Origin of the sequence: Sphingomicrobium aestuariivivum, assembly GCF_024721585.1 — a bacterium.
In the GTDB taxonomy this organism is placed as follows: Bacteria; Pseudomonadota; Alphaproteobacteria; order Sphingomonadales; family Sphingomonadaceae; genus Sphingomicrobium; species Sphingomicrobium aestuariivivum.
Genome location: NZ_CP102629.1, coordinates 1,526,682 through 1,549,182, shown reverse-complemented (window position 1 = coordinate 1,549,182; position 22,501 = coordinate 1,526,682). Strand labels below are relative to the sequence as shown.

At 67.3% G+C, this 22,501-nt stretch carries 23 protein-coding genes; 6 read left to right on the top strand and 17 right to left on the bottom strand.

Features of this window, described 5'->3' with window-relative positions; genetic code table 11:
• Positions 1–41 precede the first annotated feature (41 nt).
• Complete coding sequence (locus NUW81_RS08025) at positions 42–1,319, bottom strand: spinster family MFS transporter (protein WP_245112228.1); 1,278 nt, start codon at positions 1,317–1,319, stop codon at positions 42–44.
• Between the two features lie 80 nt (positions 1,320–1,399).
• The gene (locus tag NUW81_RS08020) at positions 1,400–3,760 is read right to left on the bottom strand and encodes a TonB-dependent receptor (protein WP_245112223.1); all 2,361 of its coding nucleotides are present in this window, start codon (positions 3,758–3,760) and stop codon (positions 1,400–1,402) included.
• 115 nt (positions 3,761–3,875) lie between these two features.
• Between NUW81_RS08020 and NUW81_RS08015 the strand changes: the two genes are divergently transcribed.
• Entirely contained in the window at positions 3,876–4,487 is a 612-nt protein-coding gene (locus NUW81_RS08015) for a TetR/AcrR family transcriptional regulator (RefSeq protein WP_245112221.1), read from the top strand.
• Here the strand turns inward: NUW81_RS08015 and NUW81_RS08010 are convergent.
• From NUW81_RS08010 to NUW81_RS08000, 3 genes are read right to left on the bottom strand one after another with little or no spacing between them, the layout of a single operon-like run.
• A complete protein-coding gene (locus NUW81_RS08010) occupies positions 4,484–5,650 on the bottom strand; it encodes a kynureninase/PvdN C-terminal domain-containing protein (RefSeq protein WP_245112218.1) in 1,167 nt (388 codons plus the stop codon). The genes NUW81_RS08015 and NUW81_RS08010 overlap by 4 nt on opposite strands.
• Positions 5,647–6,408 (bottom strand): tryptophan 2,3-dioxygenase, encoded by a 762-nt coding sequence (locus NUW81_RS08005; RefSeq protein WP_245112215.1) that lies wholly within the window; start codon positions 6,406–6,408, stop codon positions 5,647–5,649. The genes NUW81_RS08010 and NUW81_RS08005 overlap by 4 nt, the downstream gene beginning before the upstream one ends.
• A gap of 58 nt (positions 6,409–6,466) precedes the next feature.
• On the bottom strand, positions 6,467–6,925 hold the full coding sequence (locus NUW81_RS08000; protein ID WP_245112214.1) for an outer membrane protein assembly factor BamE: 459 nt from the start codon (positions 6,923–6,925) through the stop codon (positions 6,467–6,469).
• Positions 6,926–7,057: 132 nt separating this feature from the next.
• Here NUW81_RS08000 and NUW81_RS07995 point away from each other — a divergent pair, with 132 nt between their 5' ends.
• Both NUW81_RS07995 and NUW81_RS07990 read left to right on the top strand, forming a co-directional pair.
• Positions 7,058–7,576 (top strand): ubiquinol-cytochrome C chaperone family protein, encoded by a 519-nt coding sequence (locus NUW81_RS07995; RefSeq protein WP_245112213.1) that lies wholly within the window; start codon positions 7,058–7,060, stop codon positions 7,574–7,576.
• Positions 7,573–8,103: a YceD family protein gene (locus NUW81_RS07990; protein ID WP_245112210.1), complete on the top strand. Its 531-nt coding sequence runs from the start codon at positions 7,573–7,575 to the stop codon at positions 8,101–8,103. Before NUW81_RS07995 ends, NUW81_RS07990 begins: the two co-directional genes overlap by 4 nt.
• A gap of 3 nt (positions 8,104–8,106) precedes the next feature.
• Here NUW81_RS07990 and ssb read toward each other — a convergent pair whose 3' ends face one another.
• Positions 8,107–8,619, bottom strand: coding sequence for a single-stranded DNA-binding protein (gene ssb / locus NUW81_RS07985; protein WP_245112208.1), 513 nt, complete (start codon positions 8,617–8,619; stop codon positions 8,107–8,109).
• A 176-nt stretch (positions 8,620–8,795) separates the two neighbouring features.
• On the opposite strand from ssb, the gene NUW81_RS07980 reads away from it, so the two are divergent.
• Entirely contained in the window at positions 8,796–10,952 is a 2,157-nt protein-coding gene (locus tag NUW81_RS07980; RefSeq protein ID WP_245112207.1) for a TonB-dependent receptor plug domain-containing protein, read from the top strand.
• A gap of 3 nt (positions 10,953–10,955) precedes the next feature.
• Here the strand turns inward: NUW81_RS07980 and feoB are convergent, their stop codons facing one another.
• The 4 genes from feoB to NUW81_RS07960 are packed head-to-tail and all read right to left on the bottom strand — an operon-like array spanning position 10,956 to position 14,682.
• Positions 10,956–12,806 (bottom strand): ferrous iron transporter B, encoded by a 1,851-nt coding sequence (gene feoB, locus NUW81_RS07975; protein ID WP_245112205.1) that lies wholly within the window; start codon positions 12,804–12,806, stop codon positions 10,956–10,958.
• Positions 12,803–13,084 (bottom strand): FeoA family protein, encoded by a 282-nt coding sequence (locus tag NUW81_RS07970; RefSeq protein ID WP_245112202.1) that lies wholly within the window; start codon positions 13,082–13,084, stop codon positions 12,803–12,805. The genes feoB and NUW81_RS07970 overlap by 4 nt, the downstream gene beginning before the upstream one ends.
• 60 nt (positions 13,085–13,144) lie before the next feature.
• Entirely contained in the window at positions 13,145–13,801 is a 657-nt protein-coding gene (locus NUW81_RS07965; RefSeq protein WP_245112201.1) for a COQ9 family protein, read from the bottom strand.
• 5 nt (positions 13,802–13,806) lie between these two features.
• Complete coding sequence (locus NUW81_RS07960; RefSeq protein ID WP_245112199.1) at positions 13,807–14,682, bottom strand: DMT family transporter; 876 nt, start codon at positions 14,680–14,682, stop codon at positions 13,807–13,809.
• An 80-nt stretch (positions 14,683–14,762) separates the two neighbouring features.
• Here NUW81_RS07960 and NUW81_RS07955 point away from each other — a divergent pair, with 80 nt between their 5' ends.
• A complete protein-coding gene (locus tag NUW81_RS07955) occupies positions 14,763–15,851 on the top strand; it encodes an alkene reductase (protein WP_245112196.1) in 1,089 nt (362 codons plus the stop codon).
• Positions 15,848–16,477, top strand: coding sequence for an SOUL family heme-binding protein (locus NUW81_RS07950; RefSeq protein WP_245112194.1), 630 nt, complete (start codon positions 15,848–15,850; stop codon positions 16,475–16,477). Before NUW81_RS07955 ends, NUW81_RS07950 begins: the two co-directional genes overlap by 4 nt.
• On the opposite strand, the gene ribH is transcribed toward NUW81_RS07950, so the two are convergent.
• The 7 genes from ribH to NUW81_RS07915 all read right to left on the bottom strand — a co-directional run bounded on the left by ribH (position 16,478) and on the right by NUW81_RS07915 (position 22,377).
• Entirely contained in the window at positions 16,478–16,900 is a 423-nt protein-coding gene (gene ribH, locus NUW81_RS07945; protein WP_245112190.1) for a 6,7-dimethyl-8-ribityllumazine synthase, read from the bottom strand.
• Entirely contained in the window at positions 16,900–18,180 is a 1,281-nt protein-coding gene (gene ribB / locus NUW81_RS07940) for a 3,4-dihydroxy-2-butanone-4-phosphate synthase (protein WP_245112188.1), read from the bottom strand. Before ribB ends, ribH begins: the two co-directional genes overlap by 1 nt.
• Before the next feature lie 50 nt (positions 18,181–18,230).
• Positions 18,231–18,842, bottom strand: coding sequence for a riboflavin synthase (locus NUW81_RS07935; RefSeq protein WP_245112185.1), 612 nt, complete (start codon positions 18,840–18,842; stop codon positions 18,231–18,233).
• Positions 18,843–18,943: 101 nt separating this feature from the next.
• Positions 18,944–19,912, bottom strand: a complete 969-nt coding sequence (gene ribD, locus NUW81_RS07930; protein WP_245112183.1) for a bifunctional diaminohydroxyphosphoribosylaminopyrimidine deaminase/5-amino-6-(5-phosphoribosylamino)uracil reductase RibD — start codon at positions 19,910–19,912, stop codon at positions 18,944–18,946.
• Between the two features lie 26 nt (positions 19,913–19,938).
• Positions 19,939–20,265 (bottom strand): hypothetical protein, encoded by a 327-nt coding sequence (locus NUW81_RS07925; RefSeq protein ID WP_245112181.1) that lies wholly within the window; start codon positions 20,263–20,265, stop codon positions 19,939–19,941.
• 47 nt (positions 20,266–20,312) lie between these two features.
• Positions 20,313–20,978 (bottom strand): energy transducer TonB, encoded by a 666-nt coding sequence (locus tag NUW81_RS07920; protein WP_245112180.1) that lies wholly within the window; start codon positions 20,976–20,978, stop codon positions 20,313–20,315.
• A 97-nt stretch (positions 20,979–21,075) separates the two neighbouring features.
• On the bottom strand, positions 21,076–22,377 hold the full coding sequence (locus NUW81_RS07915) for a glutamate--tRNA ligase (RefSeq protein ID WP_245112179.1): 1,302 nt from the start codon (positions 22,375–22,377) through the stop codon (positions 21,076–21,078).
• Between the last annotated feature and the right edge of the window lie 124 nt (positions 22,378–22,501).

The window sequence follows — 22,501 nt, the reverse complement described above, 5'->3', positions numbered from 1 at the left end:
CTCCTTCGCCGTGACAAACGACAAAGGCGGGATTCGCGTTCCTATCCGGCGGCTTCCTCGACCCAGTCGCCCGGGAGGCGACGTGCGGCGAACACCATCAGCAATGCGGCGAGCAGATAGACCGAAAGCACCGCCAAAGCGGCATAACGAAGGCTGTCCGCCCCGTAGGTTTCGCGCAGGCCGTCCGAGATCGCTCCGATCAGCAGCGGACCGACACCAAGGCCGATGAGGTTGTTGATGAGGAGGAAGGCCCCGCTCGCGGTCGCGCGCAGTGGCGGCGTCACGATATGCTGGATCGCGGTCGTGACCGGTCCCAGCCACAGGATATTGAGCGCGTTGGGAATGAGGAGCAGCGCCCAGACGAGCACGAGGTTTTCGCTCAGGAGGCCGAGCGCATAGAGCGGCGCGGTGACCAGCCAGGCGATCGCCGGCAACCAGGCATACCAGCGGCGGTCCTTCGATCCGAGCCGGTCGGCGAGCCAGCCGCCCATGAACACGCCGATGGTGCCGCCGATGAGCAGCAGCGAGCCCATGAACTGGCCCGCGCCGATCAGGCTCATGTCGAAGGAGCGCATGAGGACGCTGGGGATCCAGATGGCAAGGCCATAGCCGCACAGGCTCGACAGCGAGGCCCCGAAGGCGAGCAGCCAGAAACTGGGCTTCTTCCCGATCAGCGGGAAGACCGCGAACAGGTCGGCGAGCCGCTGCGGCGCGCCGTGGCTGCGGGGCTTGTCCTTCACCACGAGCTTGAAGATCGGGGCGTAGAGGATGCCCGCAACGCCCATGACGACAAAGGCCACACGCCAGTTGACGAGCTCGGCGATATAGGCGCCGAACACCGTGCCCGCGCCGAGCCCGATGGGCACACCGAGCGAGAAGATGGCGAGCGCGCGGGCGCGGCGTTCGGGCGGGAAATAGTCGGCGATCAACGCGTAGGAAGGCGCCACACCGCCCGCCTCGCCGACCCCGACGCCGAGGCGGAAGAGGAAGAGCTGGATGAAGCTGTTGGCGGTGCCGCACAGGGCGGTGAAGCCTGACCAGACCGCGACCGCGCCCGCTATGACGCCCGAGCGATTGGTACGATCGGCGAGCATGGCAAGCGGCACGCCGAAGAAGCTGTAGAGCAGCGCGAAGGCGAGCCCGCCCACCGCGCCGAACTGCGCATCGCTCAGCCCGAGGTCGTCCTTGATCGGCTGGGCGAGGATGCCGAGGATCTGCCGGTCGAGGAAGTTGAAGATATAGGCGATGAGCAGCATGCCGAGCACGACATTGGGGTTGGGCCCGCGGCTTGCCGCCGGGTCGATCGTGTTGCTCGCCATGATGTCCTTCTTCCTCCCCTGACGCGAAACGCCGTCCCGCCCGTGGGGGACGAGACGGCGTCAAGCGTTACACGATCGTCCTAGAAACGATAGCCGACCGAGGCGAAAATCTGCCGCGGGTTGCCGTAATATGCGGTCAGCGTCCCCTCGGTCCCGAGCGTCGGGATGGGGTTGCCGTCTGCACCGAGGATGAGCGCGCCGCTGTCGGGGTCCTGCGCGAGGAAGTTGTAACCCGCCGTGATGTAGCGCTCGTCGGTCAGGTTCTTGCCATAAAGGCCGAGCGTCCAGTGACCGTCCTCGCTCTCCCACGTTACGCCGGCATCCCACAGGGCGAAGCCGTCCTGGTCGAGCGGCGAGGCGAGTTCGAACTGCTGGCTGTCACCGCGATAGCTGAGCGTGGTGTTGGCGATGAGCTCGCCGCCACCGACCTGCGTGACATAGGCCAGCGTGCCCGAGGCGGTAACATCCGGCGTGTTCTGGATCTCGCGATCGTCGGCCACGTCGAGGCCGCGGCTGTCGATATATTCGAGATATTTCGCATCGATGAGGCCGAGCGACCAGCCGAGCGTCAGGCGGTCCGAATAGCTGTCGCCCATCAGGGTCGCATTGCCCTCGAACTCGAGGCCGCGGATGCGCGCCTTGGCGGCATTGGTGGTGACGCCGATGAAGGTCTGGTTGCCGCTGGAGTCGGTCACCCCGATCGAACCCGGGATCTGGACGTCCTCGTAATCGGCGTTGAACAGCGCCAGCGCCGCATAGACGCGGTCGTCGAAAAGATTGCCCTTCCAGCCGAGTTCGTAGCTTTTCACCGTCTCGGGCGCGAAGGCGAAGAAGTCGTAGATCTCTTCATAGGTGACGGTGCCGCTGCCATCCATGTCGGGCGCCGCCGAGGACTGGCCGCGCGGATCGAAGCCGCCGCCTTTGAAGCCCTCTGCATAGCTGGCGTAGATGGTGTGGTCGGCGCTCGGCTTGAAGGTGACCGAGGCGCGCGGGGTAAAGGCCTCGTCATTGCGGCGGCCCTCGAAGTCCGAGGTCGTGGCGAACACCACGCCAGCGCCGCCGAAGATGGGCGAACCGCCCCCGAAATAGGTCTCGCGGAAGACCGCGCTGCGGCGCTCGTCGTCGGTGTAGCGGCCGCCGACCGAGACCGAGAGCTGGTCGGTGATGTCGAAGTCGAGATCGCCGAAGATCGCCCAGGTCTTGGTCTTCACATCGCCCTGCGTCAGCGCGGTGAGGCCATTGATGAAGGTGAACAGGCGCACGTCGAAGACGGTGTAGGCGTCGGCGTCGAGATAATAGGCACCGAGGAGGCCCTGCAGGCGGTCGCCTTCGTAGAGCAGCTGCAGTTCCTGGCTGATCTGCTCGTTCTCGTAGATGGCGGGCACGTCGAGATCGACCGCCTGGAGCGTGTCGAAGTCGATCGGGGTCGCGCTTTCATCGTCGCGCCACGCGGTGATCGAACGGAAGGTCCAGTGATCGTCGATACCGGCATCGAGGTGGAAGCTGATGCCCTCGGCAGTGACCTGCTGGACGGGATCCATGAGACCCGCACGCGTGTCATATTCGTCGTCGAGCAGCGGCGCGCCCGAGGCGAGGCCCGGAATCAGGCGGAAGCCGCCGCGCGCATTGCTGTCGTCCTCGGTGCGGTCATAGGCGACACGCGCGAGGATGGTGTCGGCATCGCCCGCCTCGAACGAGAGGCGGGTGGCGAGCACGTCCTTGTTATAGTTCTCCTCGCCGGTGACGATATTTTCGCCAAAGCCGTTGTTCTGGAGCCAGGCGACCGCCGCGCCCGCGCGGAAGACCTCGTTGCCCATGCTGACCTTGCCGACCATGTCGAGCTGGCCATGGGTACCGACGCTGACGCGCGCCGAGCCATGCGTGCCCTCGGGCAGCGGCCGGGTGACATATTTCACCGCGCCGCCGATGGTGTTGCGGCCGTAGAGCGTGCCCTGCGGCCCGCGCAGCACCTCGATCCGCTCGACGTCATAGATGTCGAGGACGGCGGCCTGCGGGCGGTTGAGGTAGACGTCGTCGAGATAGATGCCGACGCCCTGCTCGAAGCCCGCCACCGGGTCCTGCTGGCCGACACCGCGGATGAAGGCGGTGAGCGTCGAATTGGTCCCGCGCGACGCCTCGAGCGTCACGTTGGGGGTGGTGTCGGCGATGTCGGTGATATCGAGCGCGGCCTCGCGTTCGAGCATCTCGCCCGAATAGGCGGTCACCGCGAGGGGGACATCCTGCAGGCTTTCCGCGCGGCGACGCGCGGTGATGACGATGGGGCCGCCTTCGGCGCTCTCGTTGGCGACGGGCGCGGCCTCCACGCCTTCGGCTTCCTCGACGGCAGCCTCCTGCGCCAGCGCCCCCGCGGGCATGGCGAAAGCGGCGACAATGGCGGTCGTGGCGAGCAGGCCCGCCTTCTCGATACGGAACGACAACATGAAATCCTCCCCTGTTCAGGCGGGACAGGTCCTGACACCATGCCCCATCGCAGCCTTGCGTAATGAAAGTTGAACCAACTTTCAACTTTGGTTAGGAACAAGTGCAGGGGGAGTGATGAAACAGACACAGACGGACGGTGGGAGGAGCGCCAAGCAACCGCGTACCAAGCGGGGGGAGGCGACGCGCGCGAAGATCCTCGACGCCGCGCGGATCGAATTCGGCAAGCATGGCTTTGCCGACAGTTCGATCGCCGCCATCACGCAGCGCGCCAAGGTCGCGCTCGGCACCTTCTACACCTATTTCGACAGCAAGGAGGAGGTCTTCTCCGCGCTGGTCGCCGACATGTCGCGGCGCGTCGCCGAGGCGGTTGGCCCGGCCATTGCCGGGGTCGAGAAGAGCCTGCCGCGCGAGGAAGCGGCGCTCGGCGCCTTCCTGCGCTTCGCCCGCACGGAAGCCGAGGTCTATCGCATCATCGACGAGGCGGAATTCGTCGATCCGCAGGGCTTCGAGCGCCATTATCGCACCACTGCCGCGCGCATGCGTGACCGGCTCGATGCGAGCGGGGACCTTGCCGCGCCGCAGAGCGACCTCGATGCCGAGGTGCGCGCCTGGGCGCTGATGGGCATGAACGTGTTCCTCGGGCTGCGCTTTGCCGTTTGGGGTGACGAGGATCCGCAGGCGGTGGCCGCCGCCGCCAACCGGCTGCTCGCGAACGGGCTGCGCTAGAGGCCGCGCAGCGCCCGGGCCAGCGCCGCGACATCGTCGGCGTCATGATAGAGGCCGAAGCCGAAGCGGATGACATCGCCGCGCACGTCGGTCACGACACCCTCCGCCTTCAGTGCATCGCACCACGCCGCCGCCTGCTCGTGGCGGTAGGCGAGGAAACGTGCGTGCGGCCCGTCACCCAGCGGGTTGAGCAGTTCGGCATCGGCGAGCGGCGTGTCGGCAAAGACGTCGACTGCCTGCTGCTGGAGCGCTGCAACCTGCGCACTGATGCCTGCCGTATCGAGACCCTCGGCCTCGAGCATCGCGCGGACCGCGTTCCAGCGATAGAGCGCCGAGGGGTCGAAGGTCGCGCCCATGAAGCGCATCGCATTGCTCGCATAGCCGACCATGCCGGGCGGCAGGGTGAGGTCCTCGAATTCGGCGAACCAGCCGGTCAGCGGCGGGCGGTCGCCAAAGCCCGGCGGGCAGGACATGAAACCCATCCCCTCGCCCGCCATCGCATATTTGTAGCCGCCCCCGAGGAAGAAGGCCTTGTCCGACAGGCCCCCGCCAAAGGGCGCGTCGATCGCCATGAAGCTGTGATAGCCGTCGATGACGACCCATGGCCCGTCGGGATCAGCGAGCTCGACGATCGGCTCGATCGGCGCGGTCACGCGCCCCGTCCCGAACATCACCTGGCTGACCATGACGAGGTCGTGGCGCCCCGTCTTGGCGGCCGCGGTAAAGCGCTCGGCAAAATCCTCCCACGGGGCGGTCGGCACGGTGTCGAGAATGATCTCGCCCGCCTCGAGCCAGCGCGCGAACTGGCGCCGCGCCGAGTGGAATTCGCCGTCACTCGCCAGCACCCGCAGCGGCCCACGCGCGCGGCGCGGCGCCGCGGCGGCGAGGCGCAGGATGAAGTCGTGCGTATTGGCGGCGAAGACGATGCGGTCGGCCTTGTCCCCGCCCATGCCGAGTTCGGTGGCCACATGGCGCGCCGCCTCGGGCCACACCTCGCCCATCACGCGGTCCCACTTGAGATCGGCGAGCCGCGCGGCATCGTCCCAGCAGGCCACCTGCCCTTCGCGGCTGGCGTCGGGCCACAAATGATGGCTGTGCGCCGCGAAGTGCAGCCTGTCGGGGGCAGCCTCGAGGCTGCGCGAGAAGAGCCGCTTGTGGCTCATAGCTCGGAGCGCAATTCCCACAGCGCGGGGAAGGCGCGCTTGTCGAGCGTCGTCTTGAGATAGGCGGCGCCCGCCGATCCGCCGGTGCCCTTACGACCGCCGATCACGCGCTCGACCGTGATAACATGCTTGTGCCGCCAGCTGGCCAGCGCATCGTCGAGATCGACCAGCTTTTCAGCAAGGCCATAAAGCTCGGGATAGGTCTCGGTGTTCTGGTAGACGCTCTTCCAGCTGTCCTTGATCGCCTCGTCGCCCGAAATGTCGAAGCCCGCGCGCCCCAGCGCCGCATTGGCCTCGTCATAGACGCTCGGCGCCTCGAGCGCGGCGGTGAGGAAATCATGCTCGCCGCTGCCGGGCTCGTAATTCTTGAGGAAGCGCGGATCCTTCAGGCCGAGGCGATATTCGAAGGCGCGGAACTGCGCCGACTGGAAGCCCGAGGCCGAGCCGAAATGATGGCGGAATTTCATATAATCCGACGGGGTCAGCGTCGACAGGATGTCCCAGCTCATCGTCATCACCGTCTGGATGCGGCTGACGCGGCTCAACGCCTTGTGGACGAACAGGAAGCGGTCGGCGCGCAGTTCCTCGCAGGCATATTCCACCTCGAACAGGATCTGCTTGAGCCACAGTTCCTTGGTCTGGTGCAGGACGATGAACAGCATCTCGTCATGCACGTCGCTATGCGGCTTCTGCGAGGAGAGCAGCTGCGGAAGCGACAGATAGTCGCCGTAAGTCTGGTCGTCGGGAATGGCAGTCATGGCGCTGGCCTAGCCCTCCCCGGAAGGAGCGGCAAGGCCCGGCGCCACGATACGGTGGTTACTGCTGCTGGCCGCCGACGAGGCCGCCGGCCTGGTTGACCTGGCCGATGTTGCCGAAGATTTCCTCGAAGAAGCTCTTCTCACGGCCGAGCGTCGGGGTCTCGTCGCCAGAGGGGTCGATGTTGACGGCAAGCTCGGGGCCGGTTTCCGCGACGTCCGCGACATTGCCATATTCATCGAAGGTCACCGCGATGATGCGCTGGTCGGTCATGCGCGGCTGGCGGAAGGCGAAGCGGTCGGTGCGCCGCGAGACATAATACCAGGTGTCGTCCTCGAACTGGCCGACGAAGCTGGGCGTGCCGAGCGTGGCGCGCACCGAGTCGCGATTGTCGATGCCCGGCGCGATCGCCTCGGTCAGTTCCTGGTTGTAGACATAGCCCTGGTCCGAACGGATCCCGGCGCAGCCGCCGAGCGCGGCGGTGGCCACGGTGAGGGCCAGGAGATGGCGTGCACGCATGTTTGTCTTCCAATTCTTGACTGTCGTCGGCCCTTGCCGGGCACGGTCGCGCCGGACTATGCGGCTCTCACCGCCGGCTTGCAAGGAAAAGGCTGAACCGCGCCTTGCCGGGCCGCGACAAGGAGAGACAAGATGCGCAAGCTCTTTTCATGGCTGCGTCCCCCGCCCGGCGCCGAGGCCGCCAGCCTCTACGGCGCGCTGGTCGGTGCCGCGCGCGACCCGCACTGGTACCGCGAGGGCAAGGTGCCCGACACGCTCGACGGCCGCTTCGGCGTCCTGTCCACGCTTGTCGCGCTGGCCGTGCTCCGGCTCGAGCGGGGCGAAGAAGATGCGGTGCGCGGCTCGGTCGCGCTGACCGAGGCCTTCATCGCCGACATGGATGCGCAGATGCGCGAGGAAGGGTTCGACGCCGGCCTCGGCAAGCAGGTTCGCTCGATGGTCGGCGCACTCGCCGCCCGCGTCGACCGCTGGCGCTTTGCCGAAGAGGAAGAGGTGGATGCCGACCAGTGGCGCGAGGCTGCACGCTGGAGCGTCTTTCGCGACACGCAGCCCGACGAGGGCGCGCTCACCTATGTCTCCGAGCAACTCCGGCGCTTTGCCGAGCGTATCGACGGCGAGCCCGACGCCAATCTGCTGCGAGGTGAATTGTGATCGACGATTTCGGAAAGGTCGCACTGGCGACGCTCAAGGACGGCGAGACCATCGCCATCCATGCCGACGAGGCGATGCGCGCCTCGGTCGCCGAGCGGCTGCACCTCCCGTCGATCGAGAAGCTCGCCATCGACGGCAGGATCGAGCGCGACGGCGATGGTATCGCGGTCAACGGCACGCTGTCCGCCAGTGTCACCCACGCTTGCGTGGCGACCGGCGATCCCGTGGCCGAGACCATCGAGGAGCATTTCGGGCTCCTCTTCGCGCCCCACCCCGAGCATGACGAGGATGCCGAGATCGAGCTCGGCGTCGATGATCTCGACACCATCTTCCATGACGGTCGCGAGCTCGAACTGGGCGATGCGCTGATCGACACGCTGGCGCTGGCGCTCGATCCCTATCCGCGGGTTGCGGATGCCGATGCCCGCCTCAAGGCGGCGGGCGTGCTTTCCGAAGAGGAAGCCGGCGCCTTCGGTGCGCTCGCCGGCCTCAAGAAGAAACTCGAGGCCGGCGGCAAGGACGACTAGGCCCTAGAACGGCACATCATCGTCAAGGTCGTTGTCGAAGCTCGCGGGCTGCGGGCGCTGCTGGGGCGCGTTGCCGCCGCCCTGCCCGCCGCCGCCGTAGCCGCCACCCTGGCCGCCACCGCCATAGCCACCTTGGCTACCGCCGCCGTAGCCGCCGCCACCACCGCCTTCGCGGCTGTCGAGCAGCACGAGTTCGCCGCGATAGCGCTGCAGCACGACCTCGGTCGAATAGCGGTCCTGCCCGTTCTGGTCCTGCCACTTGCGGGTCTGGAGCTGGCCCTCGAGATAGACCTTCGAGCCCTTGCGCAGGTAGTTCTTGGCGACGCGGCCGAGATTCTCGTTCCAGATCACCACCTGGTGCCATTCGGTCCGCTCCTGGCGGTTGCCGTCGCGATCCTTCCACGTCTCCGAGGTGGCGACGCGAAGGTTCACCACTTCGCCGCCATTGTTGAGCGAGCGCGCCTCGGGGTCCGCCCCGAGATTGCCCACCAGGATCACCTTGTTCACGCCGGCCATTTCACGTCCTTTTCAATTGTCTTGTCCCCTGACTAGGAAGCCGCGCCGCGCAAGTCCACCACCGCTTAGGACTACAACTGTGGTCGTTTGACTTCTCCACCGGTCGTTTCGTCGAAGCCCGCTGTCCGCCGCGGGATGATTGTGCTGCTGGCGAAACGGTCAGGGAGAGAAAGAATATGCGTATCCACCGGTCCGTCGCGGCATTGCTTGCCACCTCGTCCATCGCGTGCCTTCACGCCGCCGCCGCGCATGCGCAGCCTGCCGACGTTGCCACGGGCGATCCGGCCGAGGTGCCCGGCGATCCGGCGCCTCCCGAAGGCGAGACCGAGATCGAGCGCGAGGCGACCGAGACGCTCCAGGGCGAGGCACCGATCACCGGCCGCAGCTACACCCCCGCAGACTTCGCGCAATTCGCGCCGCAGAACGCGTTGGACATGGTCAGCCGTATTCCGGGCTTCTCGATCCAGGGCGGCAACAATGGCCAGCGCGGCCTCGGGCAGGCCAACCAGAATGTGCTGATCAACGGCCAACGCGTGTCGGGCAAGTCCAACGATGCGCGCGATGCCCTGTCACGCATCGGCGTCGATGCGGTCGAGCGGATCGACGTGGTCGACGGCGCCACGCTCGCCATCGCGGGCCTGTCGGGCGAAGTCGCGAATGTCATCGCCAGGGCCGGTGGCTGGTCGGGCAATTTCGAATATGAGCCCGAATGGCGCCCCGGGCTCGAGGACAATTGGCTGCGCGGCGAAGTCAGCGCGAGCGGTCAGGTCGGCGGCAGCAACGTCACGCTGTCGTTCGAGAACAATGCCTTCCGGCAAGGCCATTGGGGTCCCGAAACGCGGCGCGATGCCGATGGCGGGCTCATCCGCGTCATCGACGAGAAGGCAACCTATGACGGGGATCGCCCGACCTTCGCCGCCTCGCTCAACCGCGAGACCGCCAATGGCAATATCGTCAATGTGAACGGCAGTCTCCAATTCTTCATGTTCGACCGCGTGGTCACCGGTGAGGAAGTGGCCGCCGACGGCAGCGGCGCCGACGAACGCAGCACCGGCGCGGAGGACGAATGGAATTTCGAGCTGGGCGGCGACTATGAATTCGACCTCGGCACCGGCCGCCTCAAGCTCATCGGCCTGCGTCGGCAGGAGCACAGCCCTACCGAATTCGCCTTCGAGCGTCTCGAACAGGCCCCCGGTGCCGTGCTCGAGGGCAGCCGCTTCGTCCAGACCGTCGACGAGGCGGAAAGCATCCTGCGCAGCGAATATGCGCTGCCCGTGCTGGGCGGCGACGTCCAGTTCAGCCTCGAGGGCGCCTACAACAGCCTCGACAGTGAGGCCCGGCTGTTCGTCCGCGACGCCGACGGGGCCGAGGTCGAACAGCAACTGCCCGGAGCCAACGCCACCGTCGAGGAGCAGCGCGCCGAATCGATCCTCAGCTACGGCCGCGCCCTGGGTAGCGCGCTCAACCTGCAGGTCGCTGCGGGCGCCGAATATAGCGAGATCAGCGCGGGCGACGTGACGCGCAGCTTCGTGCGCCCCAAAGGCTCGGTCGCGCTCGCCTGGACCGCGAGCGACGACCTCACCGTCAATGCCAAGCTCGAACGCCGCGTCGACCAGCTCAGCTTCTTCGACTTCCTCTCCTCGGTCGACGTGTCCAACGACACCGACGGGCGCAGCAACAATTTCTCGCTGGTTCCGCCGCAGCGCTGGCGCAGCGAACTGCAGTTCGTCACCAAGCTCGGGGCGTGGGGCACGATCACGCCCGAATTCCGTGTCGCGCTGATCGAGGATGCCGTCGAGACCATTCCCGTCTCGCCGACCGAACAGGCACTGGGCAATCTGGAGGACACGGCGGTCATCTACCAGGGGATCCTGCGCGGCACCCTCCTGTTCGACCCGATCGGGCTTGAGGGCGCGCGGCTCAATCTCTTCTCGACCGTGGTCGACAGCAGCGTCGAGGACCCGCTAACCGGCGAGGACCGCGAGATCAGCGGCATCGACCGCTTCCGTATCGAGGCCGACTTCCGTCACGACATCCCGGGCAGCGACTGGGCGTGGGGCGGCGGCATCGATCATGGCGAGTTCGCGCCCGTCTATCGCCTCGACCAGGTCTTCAAGGATTATAAGTCCGCGCCGTTCAGCTGGCTGTTTGTCGAGCATAAGGACGTCGCCGGGCTGACCGTGCGCGGCCAGCTGATGAACGTCCTTGGCCAGAGCGACCGCTTCGATCGCACCGCCTATGTCGGGCGGCGCACCGGGCCGATCGCCTACACCGAGAATTTCGACCGCGAATTCGGCCGCTTTTTCCGCGTGACCGTCAGCGGCACCTTCTAGGCCCTAGCCGAGGCCGAAAGCGACCGCCGTCCAGTAGGTCACGCCCGCCGCCACATAGGCGACGGCGAACAGGTATCCGGTCATGAAGAGCGGCCACTTCCACCCGTTGGTCTCGCGTCGCGTCACCGCGATCGTCGAGATGCACTGCGGCGCGAAGACGAACCAGGCGAGGAAGGCGAGCGCGGTGGCGAGGCTCCAGCGCCCCGCGATACGGGCCTCGAGCGTCTCCAGCCCTTCCTCGTCCTCCGCGTCGAGCGCATAGACGGTGCCGATCGCGGCGACCGCCACCTCGCGCGCTGCCATCGCCGGCAACAGCGCCATCGACACGTCGCGGTTGAAGCCGATCGGCGCGACCACGACGTGGATCGCATCGCCGATCTTACCCGCGATTGAGACTTCGGACTGCACTTCGCCCGGTCCCGCCTTGGGATAGGAGGCCAGCGCCCAGAGGATCACCGTGGCGGCCGCGATGATCGTGCCCGCGCGCTTGAGGAAGATCCACGCCCGCTGCCACAGGCCGATGAGGACATCGCCGAGGCGCGGCAGCTGGTATTTGGGCATTTCCATCATGAAGGCTGCCCCGCCGCCCTTCACCACCTTGGATCGCAGCAGCGAGCCGAGCAGCACTGCACCCAGGATGCCCGCCACATAGAGACCGAACAGGACGAGGCCCTGAAGGCCCACGCCGGGCGCGACCAGCGTGTTGGGAATGAAGGCGGCGATGATCAGCGTGTAGACCGGAAGCCGCGCAGAACAGGTCATCAGCGGCGCGATCAGGATCGTCAGCAGCCGGTCCTTTTCATCGTCGATGGTGCGCGTCGCCATGATGCCGGGCACTGCGCAGGCGAAGGACGACAGGAGGGGGATGAAGGCCGATCCGTTCAACCCCGCCCGCCGCATCAGCCGGTCCATGATGAAGGCCGCCCGCGTCATGTAGCCCGAGCTCTCGAGCAGCAGGATGAAGAGGAAAAGGATGAGGATCTGGGGCAGGAAGACGATCACCGCCCCCACGCCCGCGAACAATCCGTCGACGACGAGCGAGCGCAGCCAACCCTCGGGCATCGCGGCACCGACCGCATTGCCCGCATCGATCGCCAGCCCCTCGAGGAAGTCGGCGGGCGGTGCGGCCCAGGCGAAGACCGCCTGGAACATCACGAACAGCAGGCCTGCTAGGAACAGAGGCCCCGCGACCGGATGCAGCAGCACCGCGTCGAGCTTGTGCGTGAGCGCCCGCGACGGGGTTTCCGAGACGATCGCCGCCGTGGCGATCTTGCGCGCGCGCTGCTGGAGCGTCAGCCCCTCGTGCGGCAGGTCCTCGGGATCGGGGCGCTCGTGCGGGGTGCGGGCCGCGGTTGCGAGCGCCTCGCGCACTGCATCGATGCCGCGGCGGCGCACCGCCACCGTCTCGATCACGGGCACGCCCAGTTCGGCCTCGAGCACCTTGGGGTCCAGTTCGAGCCCGTCGCGCCTGGCGAGGTCGACCATGTTGAGCGCCACCACCGTCGGCAGCTTGAGGTCGATCAGCTGGAGCGCGAAACGCAAATGGTTGTCGAGATTGGCGGCATCGAGGACGATGAGCAGCGCGTCGGGCAGCCGCTCGTATTCGCCCTCGCCGAGGAGGACGCTGCGTGTCACCTGCTCGTCGGGGCTCGCGGCCTCGAGCGCATAGGCGCCGGGCAGGTCGACGAGATCGGCGGGCGCGCCGTCGGGCAGGGTGAGCCTGCCGACGTGCCGCTCGACCGTCACGCCGGGATAATTACCGATCTTCTGCCGCGCGCCGGTCAGCGCGTTGAACAGGGCGGACTTGCCGGCATTGGGGTTGCCGGCGACGGCGATCAACGGAGTCTTGTTCACGCGGCGTCGGTCGCTTCGTCTGCCTTGGTGATGCTGATGGCGCGGGCATGGGCGCGGCTGATCGCGACCGTCATGCGCCCGACCTTCACAGCCATCGGGTCGGCCCCGAACGGCCCGCGATGGAGCGCGGTCACCCGCACCCCCGCATCAAAGCCGAAATGCTGGAGCCGCGTCGCGTCACGCGCTTCGAGCGCGTCCCAGTCTATCGCGGCGACGGCACCCGAACCGCCCTTGGGCAGCTGGTCGAGGGTGCAGAGGATGGCAGTGGACTCGGTCATTATTGCGACTGATTATCAATTTCGAATGGCGCATGCCACCCTTTTCGGTCGCGGGCGCGCTCAGGCGGTCGGCGGATAGCGCAGCCGGCCGAGAAAACGCGCCATCGAAAAGCGCCGCTCGGCCCCGCCGGTCCACTTTGCCTTCCACTTCTCGAACTGCATGACATCGTCGATCCGGCGGTCGAGGAAGGCCGCCGTATCGGCCCAACCCGCGCTGTCGTCATCGAGCCAGGCATAGAGCGTCGAGCCATAGACGCCGGTCAGAATCGCGCGCTTGGTATAGTGGTTGTAATCGGTCGATGTATCGCCCGCGAGCCGCCACATCGCATCGGCGCTGCGCCAGGCGGTTCTCGCCGCCAGCGAGAGATTCTGCGGCAGTGACAGGATCGACAGGCCGGTGCGCACGGCCTCTCGCGCGGGCGCTGCCGCCTCGAGCCGCCACCAGACGAGCGCGCGGATACGATCGCGGATCTTCATCGCGCCGATCTTTTCGGGTGGAAAGGCTTCGATCATGCGCGCATCGACACTTTCGATCCACGCCGCGACCATCTCGCCCGGGTCCTTGGGCCACGCCAGCCGCGCCACGTCGCGGTCAATGTCGAGCTGGTCGGCGGCAAGATCGACCGCCTCCATCGTCCAGCCGTCGAACACGGCATTCTCGGCCACGGCGGGCGCGAGTTTGAGGCGAGTCGCTTCGAGCGGGGTCGGGTCGGCCATGCCCCTCATGTGGCCCTTGCCGTGCGAGGGCGCAAGCGCACCAGCACGAGCGCGGCCCCGATCATCACCGCGCCCGCCCAGTCCTTCAGCGTGAAGACCTCGCCATAGACCAGCCATCCGACAAGCCCCGCCACCGCGGGCTGGGTGAGGAGGCCGAGACCGACGACGAGCGGGGGCAACCGCCCGATGGCATAGACGAGAAGCCCCTGCCCGATCACCTGGCTCGACAATGCCAGCACCAGCACCGGTCCCCAGTTGGTCGGCACCAGCGCCTCGGGGGTCGAGGCCGCGACCGGGAGCAGCATCAGCGCGCCGAACAGGCTGACCCAAGCCAGCAAGGGCAGCGGCGACAGCGAGGGACGCGCCTTGTCGACGGCAATGAGATAGCCCGCATATAGCAGCCCCGCCGTCAGGCAGAGGATGTCGCCCCAGAAGGTCTCGGGGCCGAGATCGAGGCTCCCCGACAGGAGAAGCAGCGTCCCCGTCGCCGCGAGCAACAGCGCGCCCACCTGTGCGGGCCTCGGCCAGGTCCGCGCCAACCACAGGCCGTAGCAGGCGAAGGCGAAGCTGCCGAAATTGCCGAACAGCACGCTATTGCCCATCTTCGTCAGCAGGATGCCCTCGTGCCACGCGGCAAGGTCGGCGGCGAAGAAGAAGGCGGCGGCGACGAGCAGGATCGTCAGGTGACGCGGCGGCAGCCTGAGCCGCTCGTGCATCGCGCCGGCCAGCGCGAACAGCATCACGCTGCCGAGGGCGAGGCGCCAGAACCCGCTGGCGATGGGCCCGACATCGGCAAGCCGCACGAACCACGGCCCCACCGCCAGCGCACTGGCGCCCACAAGCAGCGCGATCAGCGGCAATGGTGTGACGGTCCGTTCCATTTCCCGGCCTTGGCGCGGGTTGAATGCGGAAACAAGCGTGTCCACGTGCATTGGCCAAAGAGAGACCACGAAGGATCACCATGCCCGACCTGTTCGACCCCATCACCCTCGGCGACATCCAATGTCCCAACCGCGTCGTCATGGCCCCGCTCACCCGCGGCCGCGCCGACAGGGCGGGGGTACAGCCCGACATCGCGGTCGAATATTATCGCCAGCGCGCCGAGGCCGGTCTCATCATCTCGGAGGCTACGGGGATCAGCCGCGAAGGCCTTGGCTGGCCCTATGCGCCCGGCCTCTGGACGCAGGCACAGGTCGAAGGCTGGAAGCCGGTGACCGAAGCCGTCCACCAGGCCGGCGGGCGCATCGTCGCCCAGCTCTGGCACATGGGCCGCCTCGTCCACCCCGACCTCGGCGAAGACCAGCCGGTCTCCGCCAGCGCGACCAGCGGCCCGCATCGCCTCCACACCTATGAGGGAAAGAAGGACCCCGTCGAAGCGAGGAGCTTGCCGCGCGACGAGATCCAGCGCGTCGTCGGAGACTATGTGACTGCTGCGAAGAACGCCATCGCGGCGGGCTTCGACGGCGTGCAGGTCCACGGCGCCAATGGCTATCTGATCGACCAGTTCCTGCGCGACAGCTCGAACCGTCGCGACGACGATTATGGCGGCAGCGCGGAAAATCGCGCCCGCCTGATGCGCGAGGTGCTCGAGGGCATCGCCGCCGAGATCGGCACGGGCCACACCGCCATCCGCCTCTCCCCTATCGGCGAGGTGAACGGGGTCGATGACAGCGATCCGACCGGCACCTTCACCACTGTCGCCCGCATCCTCGAGGAAATCGGCGTGCCGTGGATCGAGATGCGCGAGCCGGGGCAGGAGTCGAGCTTCGTCGAGGCCGCCCATCCGCGCGTCAGCCCCGCCATGCGCGAGGTCTATTCGGGCAGGATCGGGCTCAACAGCGATCTCGACCGCTCCTCGGGACAGGCGCTGCTCGATGACGGTATCGCCGACTTCTGCGCTTATGGCCGGCCCTTCATTGCCAATCCCGATCTCGTCCGCCGCTTTCGCGAGGGCGCTCCGCTGAACCAGCCCGACGCGAAAACCTTCTACACCCGTGGCCCCGAGGGCTATATCGACTATCCCACGCTCGAGGAGGCGCCCGCCCGATGACCGAAAATCGTTCGAACAAGTGGAAATGGATCGGCGGCGCGGCCGCATTGGGCGGGCTCGCGCTGATCGGTGGCATTCGTTACCTCATGAAGGAACGCGCCACCCCCGAGCCGCCTTATCTCGTCCATCACGAGGAAGGCGATTTCGAGATCCGCGACTATCCCGAATATTGGGTCGCCGAGACCACCGCTTATGGCGACCGCCGCCAGGCGATCCGCTCGGGTTTCCGCACGCTCGCCGACTATATCTTCGGTCGCAGCCACGATGGCGACACGATTCCCATGACGGCCCCCGTGATCGAGGAACGGCAGGGGGGCGACCGCTGGACGGTGCGTTTCGTGATGCCCGAGGGCGAGACCGCCGCCAGCCTGCCGGCTCCGCCGAGCGGGGTGCGCCTCAGCGAAGTGGTCGGACAGCGTTATGGCGTGATCCGCTTCTCGGGCGCGCCCGGCGACTATGACCTCGAGGCGGAGGAACTGAGCCTGCGCGGCTGGCTGCGCGACCAGGGCGTGCAGGTCACCGGCGGCCCGCTCTATGCCTTCTACAATTCGCCAGCGATCCCGGGCCCCTTGCGCCGCAACGAGCTGTGGCTGCCGCTCGCCATCGAGCCGCCCGCCGCCGACTAGCTACTGACCGTATCGGTCTGCCAGTTCCATCATCGCGAGCACGGCCCTGGCCGCCTCGCCGCCCTTGTCCTTCTGCTTGGGGTCGGCGCGGACTTCGGCCTGCTCGCGGTTCTCGACCGTGAGGATCGCATTGCCGATCGCCAGCCCGTCGAGGGTCAGCGCCATGATCCCGCGCGCGCTCTCGTTGGACACGATCTCGAAATGATAGGTGTCCCCGCGGATGACCACGCCAACCGCGACATAGCCGTCATAACGCCCCGACTGGCTCGCCAGCGCGATCGCGCCCGGCAGTTCGAGCGCGCCCGGCACGGTGATCGTCTCGTGGCTGTGCCCCGCTGCCTCGAGCGAGGCCTTCACGCCCGCCAGTAGCTTGTTGTTGAGGTCGTCGTAATAACGCGCTTCGGCGATCAGGATCTTGCCCATCAGTCATTCCCCGTTTCGATGGCGCGTTCCTCGACGATCCGAAGCCCGTAGCCGTCCAGCGCCACCGGTGCGTGACGCGTGTTGGTAAGCAGTACCATGTCCTGGAGGCCGAGCGCCGCAAGGATCTGCGCGCCGATGCCGTAGCCGCGCAGCGCCGGGCCATTCTCCGCCGGCCGGCCCGAACGAAGATCGGTCGAGCGGCTGAGGCTGCCGGGCGCGGCGGCGTGGAGCGCGACGATGACGCCGCGGCCTTGCGCCTCGATCATGCGCATCGCGCCCTTGAGGAGGCCCGAGCGCTCGCCCGCCTCGCCGAGCACGTCGGCGAAAAGGTCGAGGCTGTGCATGCGCACCAGCGTCGGCTGCTCGGGATCGACACTGCCGTGGACGAGCGCGAGTTGCTCCTCGCCGCTCGCCTTGTCGCGGAACACGCGGGCGTGCCAGCGCGCGCCGGTCGCGCTGGTGAAATCGCTGTCCGACACCTGCTCGACCATATGGTCGGAGCGCAAGCGATAGGCGATGAGGTCGCGGATGGTGCCGATCTTGAGGCCATGCTCGGCGGCATAGTCGATGAGGTCGTCGAGCCTCGCCATCGTCCCGTCCTCGCGCATGATCTCGCAGATCACGCCCGAGGGGTTGAGGCCGGCGAGCCGCGCGACATCGACCGCCGCCTCGGTATGGCCCGCGCGCACCAAGACGCCGCCCGGCTGCGCGGTCAGCGGGAAGACATGGCCGGGCGAGACGATCTCGTCGGGGCCGTTATTGGCATCGATCGCCACCGCGATGGTGCGCGCGCGGTCGGCGGCGCTGATCCCGGTCGTGACGCCATGCTTGGCCTCGATCGACACGGTGAAGGCGGTCTGCATGCTCTCGCGATTGACCCGCGCCATCGGCTCGAGCCCGAGCTGCTCGACGCGGTCCTTGGTGAGGGTCAGGCAGATGAGCCCGCGGCCATGCTTGGCCATGAAGTTGATCGCTGCCGGCGTCGCCATCTGCGCGGGGATGACGAGGTCGCCCTCATTCTCGCGGTCGTCATCGTCGACGAGGATGAACATGCGCCCGTTGCGCGCCTCGTCGATGATGGTCTCGGCATCGGCGAGCACGTCGGCCCGCCCGATCACCCGCTCCAATCGCGCGAGCGTCTCGGCGGTCGGATTCCATTCGTCCGTGCCGAGCTTCCTGAGACTGTTGGGATGAAGCCCCGCGGCGCGGGCAAGGCCGGCGCGGGTCATCTTGCCCTCGTCGACGAGCGATGTGATGCGGTCGAGCAATTCTGTAGCCATGGCGGGCCAATATCACATCGAAATGTGATGTCCAGCCATGACGTCAGACATCAGCCTGTGGTTTTGCGCGCCTCGAGCATGCGTTCGAGATAGCGCGCGAGCACATCCACCTCGAAGTTGAGCTGCCGCCCTACGGGCATGGTATCGAAGGTCGTATGCTGCGCCGTGTGCGGGATGAGGTTCACGGTGAAGTGGGTGACGTCACCCTCGTCCTCGACCATGTTGACGGTAAGGCTCGCGCCGTCGAGCGTGACCGAGCCCTTGGGGGCCAGCGCGGCGCCGAGCCTGCGCGGCACGGCGAGCGTCACCTTGAGCGAGTCGCCTTCTTCTTCGGCCGCCACCACTTCGGCGAGGCCGTCGACATGACCGGTGACGATATGCCCGCCGAGCTCGTCACCCATCTTCAGCGCGCGTTCGAGGTTGAGCCGCGCGCCTTCGGTCCACAGGCCGGGCGCGGTCTTCGACACCGTCTCCCCCGAGACATCGACCGCGAACCAGTCCTGGCCCTTGTCGACCACCGTGAGGCACGCGCCCGAACAGGCGATCGACGCGCCGAGGTCGACCGTTCCCATGTCATAGGAGCAGCCGATCACGAGCCGCTTGTCGCCGCGTTCCTCGACGCTGCGCACGGTGCCGATGTCGGTGATGATGCCGGTAAACATGCTGTCCTTCCTGTCGCGCCTTCGGGCTGCCTGCTGCCTATCGCGATGTGTGCGGGGAGGGAAGCCGAAGAGGCAAAATGGCGCGGTTCATTTATTTGATATCAAATTTTGGTAACGGGAATTTCCCGAACGCGTTCATAGACTTCGCGGCGGTCGAAGCCGAGGTCGCGCCCCTGCCCGATCGACCAGCGCCCGTGCGCATCGTTGATGCGGTCGAGCCCGATATAGCCGATGGAGGACTGTCCCTCGCCGATCAATATGGGTGCACGATAGATAAGAATGCGGTCGACGAGGTCGGCCTTGAGGAAGGCTGTCGCCACCCCCGACCCGCCCTCGACGAGCAGGTCGTTGGCGGCCAGCCCACGGATCTCCTCGGGGTCGCGCAGCACCGTCCATCCCTCGGGCGCTTCCATCGTGCGCGACAGGAGGAGCCGCTGCGGCGACCAGTCCTCGAGACCTGGCAAGCGAACATCGAGCCCCGGATCGTCGGCCTCATAAGTGCCGCGCCCGACAAGGATCATATCGGCCCGTGCGCGCTCGCGATGCACGTCAGCGCGCGCTTCTGCACCGGTGAGCCACTTCGACTCGCCCGAGGGGAGCGCGATCTTGCCGTCGATCGACAGGGCGAGCTTGAGGGTGACGCGCGGACGCCCCAGCGCCAGCCGCGTGAAATAGCCGCCGAGGCTGCGCGCCGCGCGTTTTTGGCCCCGCCCCGTCTCGACCTTGATGCCCGCCTCGCGCAGCATGGCGATGCCGCTGCCCGCCGTGCGCGGGTCGGGGTCGGTGCAGGCGATGACGACCTTGCCGATCCCCGCCTCCATGACCAATCGCGAGCAGGTCGGCCCGCGCTCGCTCTCATGCGCGCAGGGTTCGAGAATGACATAGAGGGTGGCGCCTTTTGCCCGTTCGCCTGCGCGCTCCAGCGCCACCGCCTCGGCATGGGGTCGCCCGCCGGGTTGCGTCGCGCCCTCGCCGACGATGACGCCATCGCGCACGATCACGCAGCCGACCGCTGGATTGGGAGCGGTGCGGCCGCGCGCTTTCTCACCCAGTTCGATGGCCCGCGCCATCGCGGTGGCGGGCGTGATCCTGCCGCTCAGAGACCCGCCCTTTCGAGCGCATCGTCGATCTTCTGGAATTCTTCCTGCCGCTTCTTCGCGCGCGCTTCGATCGCTTCCTTGTCGGCCTGCTGGCGCGCGACAATTTCCTCGTCGGTGCGGTTCGATTCATAGAGTTCGACATAGGTCACGCTGCGCCCGGGCGAGGTGTTGACCTTCGAATCCGCGAAGAAGACCACGAGGATGATCGCCACCGTCAGGATCGACAGCGTCAGCCCGATCAGGTGATCGCGGTCGCGATGCCCGATGAAGCTCTTGATGTCGCTCCACGCCTGGCGCGGTCGGAAAGGGGGCATGATGGCCATGCCCCCTAGATAGGCGGGACGGGCGGCTCGCACCAGCCCCGCCCTTCCTAGCGCAGGACGAAGCGCAGCGTGATCTCGGTGGTCGATGCCACCGCGACGCCATCCTTGGTGGCCGGGGCATAGCGCCACACCCGCTTGAGGTGGCGCTCGGCGGCCCGAAGGAAGGCACGGTCGGCCTCGCCCACCGGCTCGACCGACGTCACCCGTCCGCGCGCGTCGATCGCCAGCTTGAGGCGCAGCACCGCCTCCTCGCCGATCCGCAGTTTCGACGCCGGATAGTCGGGCTGGAGGTCGGCACCCGCGGTCAGCAGGGTCGCCGCGACCGCGACGGGCGCGATGCCGACGCTGCCGCCGAGCGGCGGGGTCGGCAGCACCTGCGGCGGGGTCGGGGTGACGATCGGATTGTCCGACACGAAGCGCTCGGCGCTCGGCCCCGGCAGGGTCGGCACGTCGACGATCGGATCGGGCACGGTGACCCTCTGCACCGGGTCGGGCAGCGCCTGCTTCTCGACGGGGGGCGCCGGTTGCGGCGGGGGCGGCGGCGGCGCCGGCTCCTCGATCAGCGTGACCTTGGTGATGGTGTCCTTCATCTTGGTCACGATGGCGGGGTTCATCGTCATCGCCAACGCGACCAATCCGACATGGGCGGCGGCGACGGCGGCCAGCGGCAAAAACGCGCTCTTCTTCTGTTCGCGGGGGGCATAGGCAAGCATCACATCTCTCCTTCCGGGAACATGTAATGTTACATTGTATCATCAGAATTGCAAGTCGGAGCCACAGCAGCCGAGTGCCGCGCCGGCCCGTATGACGTCAGCCGCGAAGGCGGGCGAGTGCGTGTTCCTTGTCGATGAGCGGCAGTAGCGCCGCCATTTCGGGCCCCGACCGCTGCCCCGTGAGCGCAAGCCGGAGCGGCAGGAACAGCGCCTTGCCCTTGCGGCCCGTGCGCGCCTTGAGCTCGCCGGTCAGCGCGCCCCACGCGCCCTCGTCCCACGCCAGCCCTTCGGCCACTTCAGCCGCTTCGGCGAGATAGGCACGGTCGCCCTCGTCCCTCTCGGGCGCCTCGATCACGCCCTCGAACACCGAGAGCCATGAGGTGACGTCACCCAGCCGCTCGACATTGCCGCGCAGCACCTCCCAGCGCTCGGGCGTCACCCCCTCGGGCAGGCGGTCCGCCAGCGTCTCATAGGGCGTCTCGTGCAGCAACCTGGCGTTGACCACCCCGACCTCGTCCCACGAGAATCGTGCGGGCGCGCGGCCGAAACTTGAAAGGTCGAACCCTGCCGCCAGCGCCTCGAGGTCGTGCACCGCCTCCACCGGCTGCGAAGTCCCGATCCGCGTCAGCACCGACAGCAGCGCCATCACCTCGAATCCCATCTCGTCCAACGCCTCGAGACCCTTGGCGCCCTCGCGCTTGGACAGCTTGCCGGTGTCGGAAACGATCAGCGCGGTATGCGCGAGGCTCGGACGCCCGGCCCCGAGCGCATCGAACATCTGCAGCTGGATCGCCGAGTTGGTGACATGGTCTTCGCCGCGCACGACATGGGTGATCGCATGGTCGGCATCGTCAATCACGCTCGGCAGCATGTAGAGCCACGAGCCATCGGCGCGGCGGATGACCGGATCGGAAATCTTGGCCGGCTCGAAATGCTGGGGCCCGCGCACGCCATCCTCCCATTCGATGACGGCATCATGGTCGAGGCGGAAGCGCCAGTGCGGCGCCACCCCATCGACGGGGTCATTCTCTCCCTCCGGCCGCTCGTAGATCGGCGGCAGCCCGCGCCCGAGCAGCACCTTGCGCCGAAGTTCGAGCTCCTCGGGCGTCTCGTAACAGGCATAGACGCGGCCGTCGCGCTTGAGCTGGTCGAACACCTCCTCGTAGCGCGCGAAGCGGTCCGACTGGCGGAACATCGCATGCGGCTCCAGCCCGAGCCGGTCGAGATCGAGCCGGATCGCGTCGGCATATTCGGGGGTCGAGCGCTCGGCATCGGTATCGTCGAGCCGGAGCAGGAACTGCCCGCCCGCCTTCTTCGCGAGCAGGAAGTTATGCAGCGCGGTGCGGATATTGCCGACATGCAGCCGGCCGGTGGGCGAGGGAGCGAAACGCGTCTTCATGGCACGAGCGCTTACTGCGCCGCGCCGGTGCTGTCACCAGCGCTACGACATCATGCCCCCCGGTCACGAGGGGCATGAGCTAGGCGGCTGTGGCAAGCTTGCGCAAGCGGGGGCCTCCCGCCCG